This is a genomic window from Flavobacterium sp. GW823-FHT06G12, from assembly GCF_058794775.1.
Map to the genome: position 1 here is coordinate 365,938 of NZ_JBXAHE010000003.1, position 17,338 is coordinate 383,275.

At 34.6% G+C, this 17,338-nt stretch carries 13 protein-coding genes; 11 read left to right on the forward strand and 2 right to left on the reverse strand.

The annotated features are described in order from the left end of the window. Nucleotides 1-38: 38 nt before the first annotated feature. Nucleotides 39-1,484, forward strand: a complete 1,446-nt coding sequence (locus AC1Q5Z_RS14285) for a PepSY-associated TM helix domain-containing protein (protein ID WP_492445492.1) — start codon at nucleotides 39-41, stop codon at nucleotides 1,482-1,484. Nucleotides 1,485-1,571: 87 nt separating this feature from the next. Here AC1Q5Z_RS14285 and AC1Q5Z_RS14290 read toward each other — a convergent pair whose 3' ends face one another. After that, complete coding sequence (locus AC1Q5Z_RS14290) at nucleotides 1,572-2,510, reverse strand: alpha/beta hydrolase (RefSeq protein ID WP_492445494.1); 939 nt, start codon at nucleotides 2,508-2,510, stop codon at nucleotides 1,572-1,574. Between the two features lie 407 nt (nucleotides 2,511-2,917). Here AC1Q5Z_RS14290 and AC1Q5Z_RS14295 point away from each other — a divergent pair, with 407 nt between their 5' ends. The 9 genes from AC1Q5Z_RS14295 (at nucleotide 2,918) to AC1Q5Z_RS14335 (ending at nucleotide 14,254) form a co-directional block, all read left to right on the forward strand. Continuing rightward, the gene (locus tag AC1Q5Z_RS14295) at nucleotides 2,918-4,387 is read left to right on the forward strand and encodes an MFS transporter (RefSeq protein WP_492445496.1); all 1,470 of its coding nucleotides are present in this window, start codon (nucleotides 2,918-2,920) and stop codon (nucleotides 4,385-4,387) included. 46 nt (nucleotides 4,388-4,433) lie between these two features. Continuing rightward, nucleotides 4,434-5,750, forward strand: coding sequence for an MFS transporter (locus AC1Q5Z_RS14300; RefSeq protein WP_198857979.1), 1,317 nt, complete (start codon nucleotides 4,434-4,436; stop codon nucleotides 5,748-5,750). A gap of 98 nt (nucleotides 5,751-5,848) precedes the next feature. Continuing rightward, nucleotides 5,849-6,688, forward strand: a complete 840-nt coding sequence (kduI, locus tag AC1Q5Z_RS14305) for a 5-dehydro-4-deoxy-D-glucuronate isomerase (RefSeq protein ID WP_111377125.1) — start codon at nucleotides 5,849-5,851, stop codon at nucleotides 6,686-6,688. A 1-nt stretch (nucleotide 6,689) separates the two neighbouring features. Next, on the forward strand, nucleotides 6,690-7,481 hold the full coding sequence (locus AC1Q5Z_RS14310; RefSeq protein ID WP_281633055.1) for a gluconate 5-dehydrogenase: 792 nt from the start codon (nucleotides 6,690-6,692) through the stop codon (nucleotides 7,479-7,481). A gap of 24 nt (nucleotides 7,482-7,505) precedes the next feature. Then, complete coding sequence (gene uxaC, locus AC1Q5Z_RS14315; protein ID WP_492445497.1) at nucleotides 7,506-8,906, forward strand: glucuronate isomerase; 1,401 nt, start codon at nucleotides 7,506-7,508, stop codon at nucleotides 8,904-8,906. Between the two features lie 112 nt (nucleotides 8,907-9,018). Beyond that, nucleotides 9,019-10,041: a PfkB family carbohydrate kinase gene (locus AC1Q5Z_RS14320; protein ID WP_343584161.1), complete on the forward strand. Its 1,023-nt coding sequence runs from the start codon at nucleotides 9,019-9,021 to the stop codon at nucleotides 10,039-10,041. Between the two features lie 12 nt (nucleotides 10,042-10,053). Beyond that, on the forward strand, nucleotides 10,054-10,722 hold the full coding sequence (locus AC1Q5Z_RS14325; protein WP_111425578.1) for a bifunctional 4-hydroxy-2-oxoglutarate aldolase/2-dehydro-3-deoxy-phosphogluconate aldolase: 669 nt from the start codon (nucleotides 10,054-10,056) through the stop codon (nucleotides 10,720-10,722). A gap of 221 nt (nucleotides 10,723-10,943) precedes the next feature. Then, nucleotides 10,944-12,392 carry a tagaturonate reductase gene (locus AC1Q5Z_RS14330; RefSeq protein ID WP_492445500.1) on the forward strand — a complete coding sequence of 483 codons (1,449 nt, stop codon included), beginning with the start codon at nucleotides 10,944-10,946 and terminating at the stop codon, nucleotides 12,390-12,392. A gap of 239 nt (nucleotides 12,393-12,631) precedes the next feature. Continuing rightward, entirely contained in the window at nucleotides 12,632-14,254 is a 1,623-nt protein-coding gene (locus AC1Q5Z_RS14335; protein ID WP_198857986.1) for a UxaA family hydrolase, read from the forward strand. A gap of 309 nt (nucleotides 14,255-14,563) precedes the next feature. Here the strand turns inward: AC1Q5Z_RS14335 and AC1Q5Z_RS14340 are convergent, their stop codons facing one another. After that, entirely contained in the window at nucleotides 14,564-15,592 is a 1,029-nt protein-coding gene (locus tag AC1Q5Z_RS14340) for a LacI family DNA-binding transcriptional regulator (protein WP_492445502.1), read from the reverse strand. A 288-nt stretch (nucleotides 15,593-15,880) separates the two neighbouring features. Between AC1Q5Z_RS14340 and AC1Q5Z_RS14345 the strand changes: the two genes are divergently transcribed. Then, nucleotides 15,881-17,320 (forward strand): glycoside hydrolase family 28 protein, encoded by a 1,440-nt coding sequence (locus AC1Q5Z_RS14345; protein WP_492445504.1) that lies wholly within the window; start codon nucleotides 15,881-15,883, stop codon nucleotides 17,318-17,320. Nucleotides 17,321-17,338: the final 18 nt, after the last annotated feature.

The following is a 17,338-nucleotide window of genomic DNA, read 5'->3' on the forward strand; positions in this document are numbered from 1 at the left end:
TTTCGGTTTTTTTATTTATCCTATTTATCTATCCAATTATGTTTTCTTCTTCAAAACCAAATAATAAGAAAAAAAGTAAAAAGTCGCTTTTTAAGCGTATCATGGCCTGGCTGCATTTGTGGCTTGGTTTGGCATCAGGAATTATTGTAGTTATTGTCAGTCTTACAGGTTGCATTTATGTTTTCGAAAATGAAATCAAAGATTTTATTGAAGATTGGCGTTTTGTAAAGCCTCAGAAAGAGGCATTTTTACTTCCGTCTCAATTGGTTTCGATTGCTGATAAAAAAATGAAAGATAAGAAAGCTACAAGTGTAACTTTTGGTGCAAAAGATGAAGCTGCGATTGTAGGTTATTTTGTGGAGAAAAAAGAAGAAGGTGAAGGAGGCAAAGGTGAAAGAGGAAATAAAAGAGGAAATAAAAGAGGTGAGCATAAAAAAGATTTAACTCAAAATCAGGAAAAAGCAAAATCTGATTTGAAGCCTCAAGGGAAAAAAGGTGAAAAGGGTAAGGAAAAGGAAAAAAAAGGTAAAGGAGGAAGAAGATCTGGAACTTTTATAAGCGTTTACATGAATCCGTATACTGGAGAAATATTAAATGTAAAGACTTTTTCGAGAGGAGATTCGCCAGATTTTTTCAGATGGATTTTAAACGGACACCGCGCATTATGGCTTCCATATGATATTGGAAGACCAATTGTTGGAGTTGCTGTTTTAATTTTTGTCGTATTATTAATATCGGGCATCGTTTTGTGGTGGCCGACAAAATGGATTAAATCTATTATTGATAAAAGTTTTAAAATAAAATGGGATGCCAGTTTTAAACGTGTCAATTATGATATGCATAACGTATTTGGTTTTTACAGCTGCATCTTCCTGTTTTTTATTGCCATAACTGGCTTAGTATGGAGCTTTGGATGGTGGAGTAAATCTTTATATTGGGTTACATCTGGAGGAAAACCGTTGACAGAAAATCGCGAATCTCCAAAATCGGATACAACCAATGTAAAAACATTCAATATCACAACAGCCGATAAAGTTTTATTGAATTTAAGAAAAGAAAATCCGCAAGCTGCCGGAATTATGATTAGTATTCCAGGAAAGCCAGCAGATCCAATTGGTGCTTTTGTTTACAAGCAAAGACACACTTTTTATAATATGGATAGATATAGTTTTGATCAGCAGAGTTTGAAAGAAATTTCGATTAAAACACCTTTTTCAGGAAAGTATATTGAAGCCAATATTCCAGACAAAATCAGACGTATGAATTACGATATTCATGTAGGAAGTGTACTGGGGCTTACAGGGAAAATTGTTGCATTTTTGGCCAGTTTAATTTCTGCCAGTTTACCCATCACAGGATTTATTATTTGGTGGGGAAAACAGAAATTTGGTAAAAAGAAACCTGCTGCAAAACCAAAAGTGGCAAGTAAAGCAATTCCTGTTCCTAAACTGAAAAATACAGCAGAGCAAGAAATCACTGCTTAAACATATAAAATTGGTTTTTATAATTCCTTTTTTGTTTTTTTTTTTTGATAAAAGGCAAAACTTGTAAAAGTTTTGCCTTTCTTTTTTTTAATTATATCCGTTTGCTTTTAGCCATTCAGCACAATCTCTAGTCCAGAATTTGTTGGTGTCGCTTACACCTAAACCAAATCCGTGGCCTCCTTTTTCATAGATATGCATCTCTGCCGAAACTCCATTTTTCTTTAAAGCTAAATAGTAATTAATACTGTTTTCTGGTATAACAACAGTATCATCTGTAGCATGAATTAAGAAAGTAGGAGGTGTTTTAGAAGTCACTCTCTTTTCGTTTGAATAAGCATCTATTAGCTCTTTTGAAGGATTGTTTCCAAGTAAATTGGTTTGAGAGCCTTTGTGGGTAATTGCATTTTCCATTGAAATTACTGGATAAATCAACAATGAAAAATCGGGACGAGCACTAACCTTATAATCAGATTCATAAACTTTATCGTCATAATGAGTCGATGCGGTCGAAGCCAAATGCCCTCCAGCTGAAAAGCCTAAAATTCCCACCTTGTTTGGGTCAATATTCCATTTTGTTGCATTTTGCCTTACATAGCGAATAGCCTCTTGAGCATCTTGCAACGGTCCGACATTTTTATTTTTCATAGTTAAATCACTCGGCATTCTATATTTTAGTACAAAAGCTGTAATTCCTAAACTATTAAACCATTCAGCGACTTTTGTTCCTTCTTTATCAAACGCTAAGTGTGTGTAACCTCCGCCTGGGCAAATTACAACAGCAGTCTGATTTGGTTTTGTTTCTTTAGGAATAAAAATGCTTAAAGTAGGAACAGAAACCTGACTTGTACTTTGCATTTTTCCATCTTTTAGTTCTGGCTTTTCTTTATACTCTGGTGCTTTTATTTCGTCTGGAATTTTATTCCAAAGCGCAATCACTTGATTTTGTGCATTAATAGAAAATAGTCCTGAAAAAAGAAGAAAGCTAGTAGCGATTCTTTTTAACGATTGTGTTTTTATTGTTTTCAATTTTACTTTTAATTAATTGTTTTACAGTTGGTTATTTGGTTTTATGATAGAAATTCAGTATTTAGAATTTAAAAGATAAAAATAAGGAGAAATATAATTGCAAAACATGTGTTTCGGGACAATTTTACCCCATAAAAAGGATGAATTTCGCCTATTAGCTTTTAACAAATATATTGTTTAATGTGTAATTTTGTATTCTTTTTTTTATGTATTATGTTTATTTTAGAAGCTAAAATATTTTTTTATACAATATTATTTGGATTATACAGATTAAAAACTATATTTGTGCAATCGATTACATTATTTCTTTTTAAAGGTGTTAATATATTGATTATATTATTTTTAGAAAGCAGTAAATATAGTCTTTAAGATTACCAAAAATTACAAAACTATAATACCCACTTACTATGAATCAAACCGAAACTGTTGCTGTAAATCAAGGCATCAAAACAACTGGAAAATACCGTTGGAGTATTTGTGCATTGCTATTTTTTGCAACTACAATTAATTACCTAGATCGACAAGTACTGTCGTTAACATGGAGCGATTTTATTGCGCCAGAATTTCACTGGACTAATAACGACTACGGAAATATTACCGCTTTGTTTTCTATTTTTTATGCAGTTTCATTATTGTTTGCGGGTCGATTTGTAGATTGGTTGGATACTAAAAAAGGATTTCTTTGGGCAATCGGAATCTGGTCAGTTGGAGCCTGTCTTCATGCTTTCTGCGGTATTGCAACTTCAGGAATTATTACAGGAGAATGGTTTGTGGGCTTTCATGGTTCAAAAGAAATAATTAGTACAATAAGCGATACAGCATTGGTAATCAATGTAAGTGTTGCTTTATTTATTTTTGCTCGTTTCGTTTTAGCAGTTGGAGAAGCAGGAAACTTCCCTGCAGCGATTAAAACAACAGCAGAATATTTTCCTAAAAAAGACAGAGCTTTTGCAACGAGTATTTTTAATGCAGGAGCTACAGTTGGAGCTTTAGCAGCGCCAATTACAATTCCGTTTATCGCAAAATCATTCGGATGGGAAATGTCATTTATTATCATTGGAGCTTTGGGATTTGTTTGGATGGGATTCTGGATGTTTATGTACGATAAACCAGAAAAACATTCAAGAGTTTCTCCAGAAGAATTAGCTTATATTCAGCAAGATGATATTGCAGACAGCAAATTAGTTGGTTTCGTGCCAGAAACAAGTACAAAAGTTTCTTTAGCAGATTGCTTTAAATACAAACAAACTTGGGCTTTTGCATTTGGTAAATTTATGACAGATGGTGTTTGGTGGTTCTTCTTATTCTGGACTCCAGCGTATTTAAGTTCTGTGTATGGAATGGATTCTACAGAAGCGGCATTGCCTTTATTTGTGCTTTACATGATCACATTATTATCCATTATTGGAGGTTGGTTGCCTACGTATTTCGTAGAGAAAAAAGGAATGAATCCGTACGAAGGAAGAATGAGAGCAATGTTAATATTTGCATTTTTCCCATTATTGGCTTTGATCGCACAGCCATTAGGATATATCAGTTATTGGGTTCCGGTAATTATTATTGGAATTGCGGGTGCTGCACACCAATCTTGGTCGGCAAATATTTTTACAACAGTAGGAGATATGTTCCCTAAAAAAGCTATTGCAACCATTACGGGAATTGGAGGTTTAGCAGGTGGAGTTGGTTCAACGTTGATTAATAAAGGATCTGGAGTATTGTTTGATTATGCGAAAGATACCAATATGGCTTTTATGGGATTCAAAGGAATTGAGGCTGGATATTTTATCATATTTTCTATTTGTGCAGTTTGTTATTTAACAGGCTGGATTGTAATGAAAACCTTGGTTCCAAAATACAGACCGATTACAGATCTCTAAAGAGATTTCTCAAAACTAACTAACCAACCTAAACCGCAACCACATCATGAACCAAGCTAATGCAGCAATAGGAAAATACCGTTGGACTATTTGCAGTTTAGTTTTTTTTGCTACAACTGTCAATTATCTGGATAGAAATGTAATAAGTTACCTTAGGCCTTTTTTGGCAGAAGCGTTTCACTGGACTCCCGAACAGGAGGTTATAGATTACTCTAACATCGAACTGGCATTTAAAATTGCATACGCTCTCGGAATGCTGGTTGCAGGAGGAATTATTGATAAGTTGGGGACTAAGTTGGGTTATGCCATTGCAACAGGATTATGGAGTTTAGCCGCAATTGGACATGCATTGGCAACAGGAACAGGAGGTTTTTTAATTGCTCGAGTGTTTTTAGGAGTTACAGAAGCAGGAAACTTTCCGGCAGCAATTAAAGCGACTGCAGAATGGTTTCCGCAGAAAGAAAGAGCTCTGGCCACAGGGATCTTTAATTCAGGAAGTAATATTGGTGCTATAATCGTACCTTTAACTGTTCCTCATATTGCTGAAAAGTATGGATGGCAATGGGCATTTATCATTACAGGAATTGTAGGGTTTATTTGGCTTGCTTTATGGTTTTTGTTGTATGAAGTGCCTCAAAAGCAAAAACGTTTATCTCAAGCAGAATTAGAATACATTACTTCAGATCAAGTTGAGGAAGTAATAGAAGAGTCAAAAGAAAAGGTTTCTTGGATAAAATTATTATCATTTCGCCAGACTTGGGCTTTTGCAATTGGTAAATTATTGACAGATCCAGTTTGGTGGTTTTATTTGTTCTGGTTACCAGACTTTTTGATGAAGCAATATAAGCTTAATGCAACAGAAATTATCTGGCCTTGCGCATTGGTTTATATGATTGGAAGCATTGGAAGTATCGGAGGAGGCTGGCTTCCTTTGAAATTAATAAATAACAATTGGCCTGCTTACAAAGCTCGTAAAACAAGTATGCTGCTTTATGCGTTTGCTGTATTGCCGGTTTTGTTCGCTCAGCAATTAGGAACTATAAATATCTGGTTTGCAATTTTAGTAATCGGATTGGCTGTTTCTGCGCATCAGGCGTGGAGTGCCAATATCTTTACAACAGTATCTGATATGTTTCCTAAAAAAGCAACAGCATCTGTTACCGGATTAGGTGGAATGTTTGGAGCACTTGGCGGAATTTTGCTGACATTGCTGGTTCAGAAAAACATGTTTGTTTACTATACTAAACTTGGAAAAGTAGAAACTGGTTATTTTATTATGTTCTGTATTTGTGGAGCGTCGTATTTATTGGCTTGGCTAATAATGCATATTCTAGTTCCACGAATGAAAAAAGTCGAATTATAAAGAAAAATGAACAGAATTGAAATATTTTTCTCGTTTCAATTATGCTATTTAAATATAAAAATATAATTTTGTGCAATCGATTACATTAATTTAAAATTATGACAAAATATAGTTCAAGATACGCGTCAAGCCCCGAAGCTGTAAAAAAATATGACACACAGCAATTGAGAGAAGAATTCTTAATTGATGACTTAATGCAGGAAGATGAAGTGGTATTGGTTTATTCGCATTACGACAGATACATTGCAGGTTCTGCAGTTCCTGTAAAAGGCGATTTAGCTTTAGAAACGATCGATCCTTTAAAAGCGCCTTATTTTTTAGAGCGTAGAGAATTAGGAATCATCAATGTTGGAGGAAGCGGTTCTGTTGTCGTAGAAGGAACAACTTATGAGTTAGGTTTTAAAGATGCTTTGTACATCGGAGCTGGAAATAAAGAAGTGGTTTTTAAAAGTGATGACAAAAACAATCCAGCTAAATTCTATTTAAACTCTGCGCCAGCACACACAACATATCCGACTAAGAAAGTAAGTTTAGCTGAAGCTAATAAATTACAGTTAGGAACTATGGAAACGGCAAATCACCGTACCGTAAACCAAATGATTATTGGAAGCGTAGTAACAACTTGCCAATTGCAGATGGGAATGACAGAATTGAAACCAGGAAGTGTTTGGAATACCATGCCGGCTCACGTTCACGATCGTAGAATGGAAGTGTATTTTTATTTAGATATTCCACAAGACCAAGCAGTTTGCCATTTTATGGGACAGCCACAGGAGACAAGACATATCTGGATGAACAATCATCAGGCAGTTATTTCTCCGCCTTGGTCTATTCACTCAGGTTCTGGAACTAGCAATTATACTTTTATCTGGGGAATGGCTGGTGAAAACTTAGATTACGGAGATATGGATGTTTGTAAAATCACTGATTTAAGATAAGATGACAAATTTATTTGATATAAAAGGAAAAGTTGCCTTAATAACAGGAAGTACACACGGACTGGGAATGGCAATGGCAAAAGGATTAGGTCAGGCGGGTGCAACAATTGTTGTGAACGGAAATTCTTCTCAAGAAAAAATTGATAATGCTGTAGCCGAATTAAAAAGTGAAGGTATTAATGCAGTAGGCTACAAATTTAATGTAACTGAAGAGCAGGAAGTAAAAGAAGCGGTTGCTAAAATTCAGAGCGAAGTTGGACCAATCGATATTTTGATCAATAATGCCGGAATTATCAAAAGAATTCCGTTGCTAGATATGGAAGTATCAGATTTTAGAGAAGTAGTTGATATCGATCTTGTAAGTCCGTTTATAGTTTCTAAGCATGTTGCAAAAGGAATGATTGAAAGAAGACAAGGAAAAATCATCAACATTTGCTCTATGATGAGTGAATTGGGAAGAAATACAGTTTCTGCTTATGCTGCCGCAAAAGGTGGTTTGAAAATGCTAACTAAAAATATGGCAACAGAATGGGCAAAATACAATGTTCAGATCAACGGAATCGGTCCTGGATATTTTGCAACAGAACAAACCAAACCTATTAGAGTTGATGGACATCCGTTTAATGATTTTATCATTAGCAGAACTCCGGCTGCAAAATGGGGAGATCCAAGCGATTTGGCTGGAGCAGCAATATTTTTATCATCAAAAGCGAGTGATTTTGTAAACGGTCACATCTTGTATGTTGACGGCGGAATCCTTGCGACAATCGGAAAACCTTCAAACGAAGAATAATTTTCAAATTATATTTTAAAAGACATGAGCCAGAAATTCATACACGATAATTTTTTATTAGAAAATAAATATGCTGAAGAGTTATACCATAATTACTCTAAAAATCAGCCCATTATTGATTACCACAATCACTTAAATCCGCAGTTTATTGCAGAGGATAAAATCTTCGATAATATTACGCAAGTTTGGATTAATGGAGATCATTACAAATGGCGTGCAATGCGTACTTTAGGAATCAACGAACAGTTTGTTACAGGAAATGGTTCAGATAAAGATAAGTTCTTAAACTGGGGAAAAACAGTTCCGTACACGATGCGTAATCCGTTGTATCACTGGACGCATTTAGAATTGGCTCGTTATTTTGATATTTATGATTTGTTGAATGAGAAATCGGCTGAGAAAATTTATTTAGAAACTTCAGAGAAAATAAATTCTCAGGCGTACAGCACGCAAAACCTTCTTAAAAAAGTAAACGCTGAATTAGTTTGTACTACAGAAGATCCAATTGATTCGTTAGAATTTCACCAAAAATTCGCTAATAATTCGACTGGAATTAAAATGAGTACAGCTTTCAGACCTGATAAAGCCATCTTAATTGCTAATGATGGTTATAATGCATATCTGGACACATTAGGGGATGTGTCCGGTATTGCAATTAATACATATGCTGATTTACAGTCTGCTTTAAGAAAAAGAATCGAATTCTTTAATGCAAACGGATGTAAATTAAGTGATCATGGATTGAATCAAATTGATTTTGAGAACTATACAGAAAGTGAAGTAAATACTATTTTCAAAAAGAAAAGAGAAAACGGCGAATTGTCTCCAGAAGAAGTTTTAAAATTCCATAGTGCTATTTTGGTTTTCTTATCAGAAACGTATCATGAGTTTGGATGGGTGCAACAATTTCACTTAGGTGCATTGCGTAACAACAATGCTCGTATGCACAGAATCTTAGGTCCAGATACAGGATGGGATTCTATTGGAGATTATCCGCAAGCGCAAAAATTATCAGCTTTCTTAAACGCTTTAGACAGCAAAGATAAATTGACTAAAACGATTATCTATAACCTAAATCCTGCTGATAACGAAGTTATGGCAACGATGATTGGAAACTTCAACGACGGAAGCGTGCGCGGAAAAGTACAATTTGGTTCTGGATGGTGGTTCTTAGATCAGAAAGACGGAATGACAAAACAATTGAACGCACTTTCAAACATGGGCTTAATTAGCTGTTTTGTTGGAATGTTGACAGATTCTAGAAGTTTCTTATCGTTCCCACGACACGAATATTTCAGACGTATTTTATGTAATCTTTTGGGGGACGAAATCAAACGTGGTGAACTTCCAAACGATATGGAATGGATTGGAAAATTAGTTGCTGATATTTCATACAACAACGCTAAAGAATATTTCAAGTTTTAATTAAAAAATTAACCGCAATCCCGATAGCTATCGGGAGTAAAGATTACGCAAGGCTCATTAAATGAAATCCTTTTTAATCATTGTAATCTGTGGCAAAAAAAATATATAAATAATGAGTAGAGTAGTTGCATTTGGAGAAATCATGCTGCGTTTATCGACAGAAAGACATTTGCGTTTTTCGCAATCTACAGCATTTGGTGCTACGTATGGTGGCGGTGAATTTAATGTATGTGTTTCTCTGGCTAATTATGGTGTAAATGCTGAATTTGTTACCAGATTGCCTGAAAATGAAATTGGTTTTTCTGCATTAAAAGAAATCAGAAAGATGAATGTAGAGTCTAAAAACATTGTTTATGGAGGAGAACGTTTAGGAATCTATTTCTTAGAAACTGGAGCAGGAACTCGCGGAAGCAATGTGGTTTACGATCGTGCTCACAGCGCCATGTCAACCATAGAAAAAGGACAGGTTGACTGGGACAAAGTTTTGGAAGGTGCAGAATGGTTTCACTGGAGCGGTATTACACCAGCGATTTCAGAAAGTGCAGCAGAAGCTTGTTTAGAAGCGATTAAAGTCGCTCATAAAAAAGGAATTAAAATTTCATGCGATTTAAACTATAGGTCAAAACTTTGGCAATACGGAAAAACTCCAAGTGAGGTTATGCCAGAAATGTTAAAATACAGCAATGTGATTTTGGGAGATATAGATACAGCGTATTTCATGTTAGGAATCCCGAAAGTAAATCCGAATTATCAGGACGAAAAATCGCTTCCAGCAGTTTATGATAAATTGTTTGAATTGATTCCAAGTCTAAAAATTGCTGCAACAACGCTTCGTTATTCTGTTAGTGCTTCTCACCAAAGGATCGGCGGAATATTATACGATGGAAAAGCAATTTACAGCGCAGCCGTAAAAGAAGTTACTCCGGTTGTAGACCGTGTAGGAAGCGGTGATGCCTTTATGGGTGGATTAATTTATGGTTTATTAGAATATCAAAATAATAATCAAAGAGCATTAGATTTTGCAGTTGCAGCTTGTTGTTTAAAACATACAATTGCAGGAGATTATAACTTGGTTACTTTAAAAGAAGTTGAAAATATGATTGATGGTGATGGTTCTGCATTAGTATCAAGGTAATTTTAAATAAAAATGGCAAAATATTCAAGAATAGAAGTAGCTCAGACAATGAAGGAGAATGGTATGGTTCCGTTGTTTTTTCATTCTGATATTGAGCTGAGTAAAAAAGTTTTAAAAGCATGTTATGATGGTGGTTCCCGATTAATGGAATTTACTAGTCGAGGCGATTTTGCTCACGAAGTTTTCGGAGCTTTAAACAAATATGCTTTGGCAGAACTTCCAGGAATGATTCTAGGAGTTGGTTCTATTACAGACGCAGCTTCTGCTTCATTATACATGAGTTTAGGAGCAAATTTTATTGTAACACCAGTTTTTAGAGAAGATATAGCTATAGCTTGTAATCGCAGAAAAGTGCTTTGGTCGCCTGGATGCGGTACTTTGACAGAAATTGCAAGGGCAGAAGAATTAGGCTGTGAAATCGTAAAATTATTTCCAGCTGATACTTACGGGCCAGAGTTTATTAAAGCGATAAAAGGTCCATGTCCGTGGACGAATATTATGCCTACAGGTGGTGTTTATCCAACAAAAGAAAGTTTGAGTTCTTGGTTAAATGCGGGAGCAACCTGCGTTGGTTTGGGCTCACAGTTAATTTCAAAAGATATACTAGACAATAAAGACTTCGACGGACTTACTGCAAAAGTGAAACAGGTTCTTGACATTATAAAAGATATTAGAAAATAGATTAAGGGGTAATCATGCCTAACTCCTTATTTTATAAGTTTTTTTAGATTTTTAGAGATTGTAATTGAACATTACGCTTGAAAAATTTAGCTAGCCATTCCTCACAGCCGGCTTTATTTTACTCAATCGGGTGTAATGTTTCATTTACAATTTAAAAGGCAGAAATAACGAAATAAGGTTTGTAAATGGTTATTTATAAAACAATAAAGTAGAAAATCAAAATGGAAAAAATAAACAGATCAAACGCAGGACTTACAGAAAAACTTCCAGTTAAAATCGTACAATTTGGAGAAGGAAACTTCTTGAGGGCTTTTGTTGAATATGCAATCCAAAAATTAAATCAAAATACCGATTTTAATGCTGGTATTGCAGTGGTTCAGCCAATTGACAAAGGTTTAGTAAACATGATCAATGCGCAAGACGGATTGTATACTTTGTTTATGAAAGGGGTTAAAAAAGGTGAGGAAATTCAAGAAAAAGAGTTGATCACTAATATTGTAAGAGCGATTGATCCTTATGCTTCTTTTCAAGATTATTTAGCTTTAGCTAAAGAAGAAGAATTGGCTTTTATTATTTCTAATACAACTGAAGCTGGTATCGAGTACATCGCTTCAGATTTGCCAACAATGCAACCGCCAGTTTCTTTTCCTGCTAAATTGACTGTTCTTTTGCATGAAAGATTCAAACACTTTAAAGGTGCTGCAGATAAAGGTTTAACGATTATTCCTTGCGAATTAATCAATTATAATTCAGATACTTTAAAAGAAATTATTTTGAAGTATTGTGTAGATTGGAAATTGGAGCAAGAATTTATTTCTTGGTTATTAAATGACTGTTCTTTCCACAATACTTTGGTAGATAGAATTGTACCAGGTTATCCGAAAGATCAAATTGAAGAATACAACGCACAGCTTTCATATAAAGATGATTTGATTGTAAGTGCAGAAACTTTCTTCTTATGGGTTGTTGAAGGTGATGATGAATTAAAAGCAAAACTTCCATTTCATAAAACAGATTTAGATGTAAAAATCATTTCTGACATGCAGCCGTACAGAACTCGCAAAGTTAGAATCCTTAACGGAGCACATACAGCAATGGTGCCATTTTCTTTGCTTTACGGAAACGAAACTGTAAAAGAAACGGTTGATAATGCTTTTACTGGTGATTTTATCAATAAAGCATTATTTGAAGAAATCAATGAAACTTTAAATATGGATAAAGCAGAATTGGCTAGTTTCTCTGAAGAGATTTTAGACCGTTTTAGAAATCCATTCGTGAAACACTTATTGTCTTCGATCGCTTTAAATTCAATTTCTAAATTTAAAGTTCGTGTATTGCCAAGCTTAACAGGTTATGTTGATGTTCACGGAAAACTTCCTGTTCATTTAACTTTCGCTTTTGCTGCATTAATTCGTTTTTATAAAGGAACTTGGAACGGACAAGATTTACCAGTTAATGATAGTGAAGATATTACAACATTCTTCAACGGGCTTTGGAAATCTGATGATTACGAAAAAATTGCTCGTTTAACATTACAAAACAAAGGTTTTTGGGATGAAGATTTGACTGAAATTCCAGGTTTAACTAAAGCGATCACGATTGCTTTAGAAGAAATAGATTCAAACGGAGTTGAAGCTGGTTTTGCTAAGTTTCAAGAAAGAATAAAATAAATCCATTTTTGGGATTGGACTAAGAAATAGTTTGATTCAATAAATAAAAATCTAATTAAATCTGCTAAAATCTTTTGAAATCTGCGTGAAATTTTTTTGCGTATTGATTTTCACGCAGATTTATACAGATGAAAGCAGATTTGCACAGATTTAAATCTAAGCTCATGAGCAAAATTTAATTTTACTCAACGGCTTGAAAATAAGAGAAAAACAAAAAGAACAAAGAACAAAGGTTAATTATGGCAACGCAGAAAAAATTAATAAAAGTTCATCCTACAGATAACGTAGCGGTGGCTTTGGTAAATCTGACAGCAGGCGAAGTAATTGATTTTGAAGGACAATCAATTACCGTTGAGTCTGATGTGAAAATGAAACATAAGATTGCAATGGTTCCTTTTAATGTAGGAGACAGAATCATTATGTATGGTGTTTTGGTAGGTAAAGCGAGTGCAAGAATCGAAAAAGGAGGATTGCTTTCTACTGCAAACGTAAAACACGAAAGTGATAAAGTTACGGGTAAAACTGAAACTATCGGCTGGACGGCTCCAAATGTTGACAAATGGAAGGACAGAACGTGGCAGGGCTATCATAGAGAAGATGGACAAGTTGGAACAGAAAATGTTTGGTTGTTTTTTCCACTAGTATTTTGTGAAAATAGAAACATCGAAATCTTAAAAGATATTTTTGAGAAAGAGTTGATGAAACCTAAAGAAAACGATTATCAATTATTATTGCGTTCTTTAGTGAAATCAGAAACGGGTGGTGCAGGAAATCAAGAAGCTTCAAACGATGCTAATTTATTCAATAATATTGAAGTAAAATTCATCACACACCAAGGTGGTTGTGGTGGAATTCGTCAGGATTCTCACAGTTTAGCGAAGCTTTTGGCGGGTTATGTAAATAATCCGAATGTTGCTGGAGCAACTGTATTGAGTTTAGGATGCCAAAATCTTCAAATTTCAATTTTCAAAGAAGCTTTAGATGCAATTAATCCAGAGAGTAAAAAGCCTGTTTTAATTTACGATCAGCAATCTATAGGAACAATTGAAGCGATGTTGAGCAGTGTTGTAAAAGATACTTTTGAAGCTATTAAAAAAGCAAATGAAATTAAGAGAGAGCCAGCTCCATTATCTAAATTAAGAATTGGTTTGGAGTGTGGTGGATCTGATGGATTCTCTGGAATTTCTGCAAACCCAACTTTAGGAGTATTGTCTGATAAGTTGGCGGCATTAGGTGGAACAACAATTCTTTCTGAATTTCCAGAATTGTGTGGTGTAGAGCAGGAATTAGTAAACCGTTGCGTTGATGACGAAGACGGAAAACGTTTCTTGGATTTGATGAAATGGTACGAGAAAACAGTTGTTGATGCAGGTTCAGGATTTGATATGAATCCTTCTCCAGGAAACATCAAAGACGGTTTGATCACTGATGCTATGAAATCTGCTGGAGCAGCTAAAAAAGGAGGAACATCTCCAATTGCGGGTGTTTACGATTATGGGGAGTATATTAACGAGCCAGGATTAACATTGCTATGCACGCCAGGAAATGATGTTGAGTGTACAACCGCAATGGTAGGCTCAGGAGCTAATATGGTATTGTTTACAACAGGTTTAGGAACTCCTACAGGAAATCCAATTGCGCCGGTTGTAAAAATATCTTCTAACTCAGAGTTAGCGGCAAAGATGTCAGATATTATAGACATTGACACTGGTGGAATCATCAAAGGTGAAAAATCTATTGAAGAAATGTCTGATGAAATGCTTGAATTTATTATAGATATTGCTAGCGGTACTGTTAAAACTAAAGCCGCAATTTTAAATCAGAACGATTTTATTCCTTGGAAAAGAGGAGTTTCACTTTAGTTTTTTAGGTACAAAGGTACAGAGATACAAAGTGGCAAAGGTTTATATGTAGAGACGCACAGTAGTGCGTCTCTTTTTTTTGAGAAAGCTTCGGAGAAGCAAAATATTTATAGCAAAAGATTAACCGGTTACAACATAAAGCTCCAGAGGGGCGACATATGCTTAGGTTGTGAAAAAATATGTGTCGCTCCTCTGGAGCTTTATTCTCGATGACTAATTTTGATCTATAAATATTTCGCTTCTCCGAAGCTTGCATAAAAAAAGCCCATTCTAAAATGGACTTATATAACTTATATGGTAAAAAAAAAATTAAAAATTAGCTCTTGTAGAAGATTTGCGAATATGTAATTCTGGTGCAAGAACTACCTTTTTTTCAATTTTAATAGTATCTGTTTTATCAACCTGTTCTAAGAAAACACGAGCAGACATTTTTCCCATTTCTAGTGGAGACTGATCTACAGAAGTGATTGATAATTCCATGAATTTGGTAAACGGCTCGTTACTGAATCCTGCCACGCAAAACTCATTTGGAATGCTGATATTTCTATTTTGAAGTTCCTGAATTGCTCCTAATGCGGCGAAGTCACTTGAAGAGAATATGGCATCAGGCGGAGTTTGTAAAGCTAATAATGCACTTGCTGCTTCTTTACCAGCTTCGACGCTACTTTTTACATGAATAACATATTCTTCATTAAATTGAAGCCCATTATCTAATAAAGCTTGTTTGTAGCCTAAAAACCTGTTTTTGAAGATATCTAAAGACTGATCTCCAGAAAAATGAGCAATATGTCGACAACCTTCATCAATTAAATGTTTGGTAGCTAAATAACCTCCTTTAAAGTCATTAATGGTAACAGAACTTACACCATCAATATGCTTGCTTCTATCAAAAAATATTAAAGGCACATTTTTTTCCAATACATTTCTGAAAGCACTGTCATTTTCATCTGAAATACCAGTAACCGACATCATAATTCCGTCAACTTGTGCGTCTACTAATGTATGAAGGTTTTCGTTTTCTCTTTTTATGCTTTCGTGAGTTTGACAGATGATTACCTGATAACCGTGAGGATAAAGTTCTTCTTCGATTCCTCGAATAACAGAAGCGAAAAAATTGCTGTCAATACGCGGTACAATAACTCCGATATTATTACTGCGACCGCTTTTTAAAGCTAGCGCCAATTTATTTTGCTTATAGTTCATTGCAGCGGCAGTTTTGATTACCAACTCGCGCGTCGCTTCCTTTATTTTAGGATTATTGTTCAACGCTCTGGAAACTGTTGCAGCTGTGATGTTTAATTTTTCAGCAATATCGTAAATAGTTACTTTTTCACTCATTCAAAAAAAGTTTATCGGGATTATTTTAGACAAAAGTACATTTTTTTTTATTATGTAATAAAAATTGTTATCGATTACCATATCAAAAAACTAAAACGTTTTAGGTTCTACAATGATAATAAATTGTCAATATTTTTGCATTAAATGTAATTAAAATTTCTAATAAAAATTAAATATATAATTTTTTTCTAAATTAATTTGGTCTCGTAGAACTATTTTTCTATTTTCGTGTAATCGATTACATAAATCGTTATGTTTTTGACATTCAAACAAGAAAAATCTGTACAGATGATTGCAAATAAGATGGTCACATTTAAAAAGATTCTTTTTTTAGCCGCTTTTGGGCTCTTTACTGTATCATGTGCAAAACATTCCGCTTCTGGTTCTTCAGATAATCCATGGAAAAAAATGGATTTGGTTGTAAAAAGTATTCCTCAGACACATTTCGAAAATAAAGTATACAGCATTAACGATTTTGGTGCTGTTGCAGATGGCAAAACCTTAAACACTTTGGCTTTTCAAAAAGCGATTCAAGAATGTGCAGCAAACGGCGGAGGTCAAGTGTTGGTTCCGAACGGAAAATATTTGACTGGCGCAATTCATTTAGAAAGCAATGTGAATTTGCATTTAGATGATCATGCTGAGATTCTGTTTAGTTTAAATCCGAAAGATTATCCGATTGTTCATACTTCTTTTGAAGGAACTGAATTAATGAACTTTTCGCCACTTATCTATGCAAAAAACAAAACAAATATTGCAGTTACAGGAAAAGGAACTTTAAACGGTCAGGCAGATAGCACTAATTGGTGGATTTGGTCTGGAGGAAAAGATTATGGTTGGAAAAAGGGAATTCCATCTCAAAACGATCCAACCAATCGTGAGGTTTTGGTTGATATGGCAGAAAAAGGAGTTCCGGTTTCTGAAAGAGTTTTTGGTGAAGGACGCTACTTGAGACCAAACTTTATTGAATTTTTTGAATGTAACACAGCTTTAATAAAAGATGTCAAAATCATTAATTCTCCTTTTTGGATTTTACATCCAATAAAAACAAACAACATGATTATTGATGGAGTAACAGTTAATAGTCATGGGCCAAATAATGACGGTTGTGATCCAGAATATTCACAAAATATTTTAATTAAAAACTGCACTTTCAATACAGGTGACGATTGTATTGCAATTAAAGCTGGTCGCGATGGTGACGGAAGGAGAGTCGCAATACCAAGCAAAAATATCATTGTGCAGAACTGCAAAATGATTGACGGACACGGAGGTGTTGTAATTGGAAGCGAAATTTCGGCAGGAGTAAATAATGTTTTTGTCGAAAATTGTGTAATGGACAGTCCGCATTTGGATCGTGCCATTCGTATAAAAACCAATTCTAAAAGAGGCGGAGTTATTGAAGATATCTATGTGCGAAATCTGGAAGTGGGGACTGTTAAAGAATGTGTTTTAAAACTAAACATGTTTTACAATGTCTACGGATCTCAGACAGGCAATTTTATTCCAGTTATCAGAAATGTAAGCTTAGAGAATGTAACTGTAAAAAACGGCGGAAAATACAGCGTTTGGGCAGAAGGTTATAAGGAATCTCCAGTGGAAAATATTACGCTTAAAAATGTAAAAATCCAAAAGGTAGATTCTGTCTATTTATTAAAAAACGTAAAAAACATAAATTTTATAAATACCTATATCAATGAGAAAAAAGTAGCATCTATTAAAAACTAAACACTATCAATTAACCAA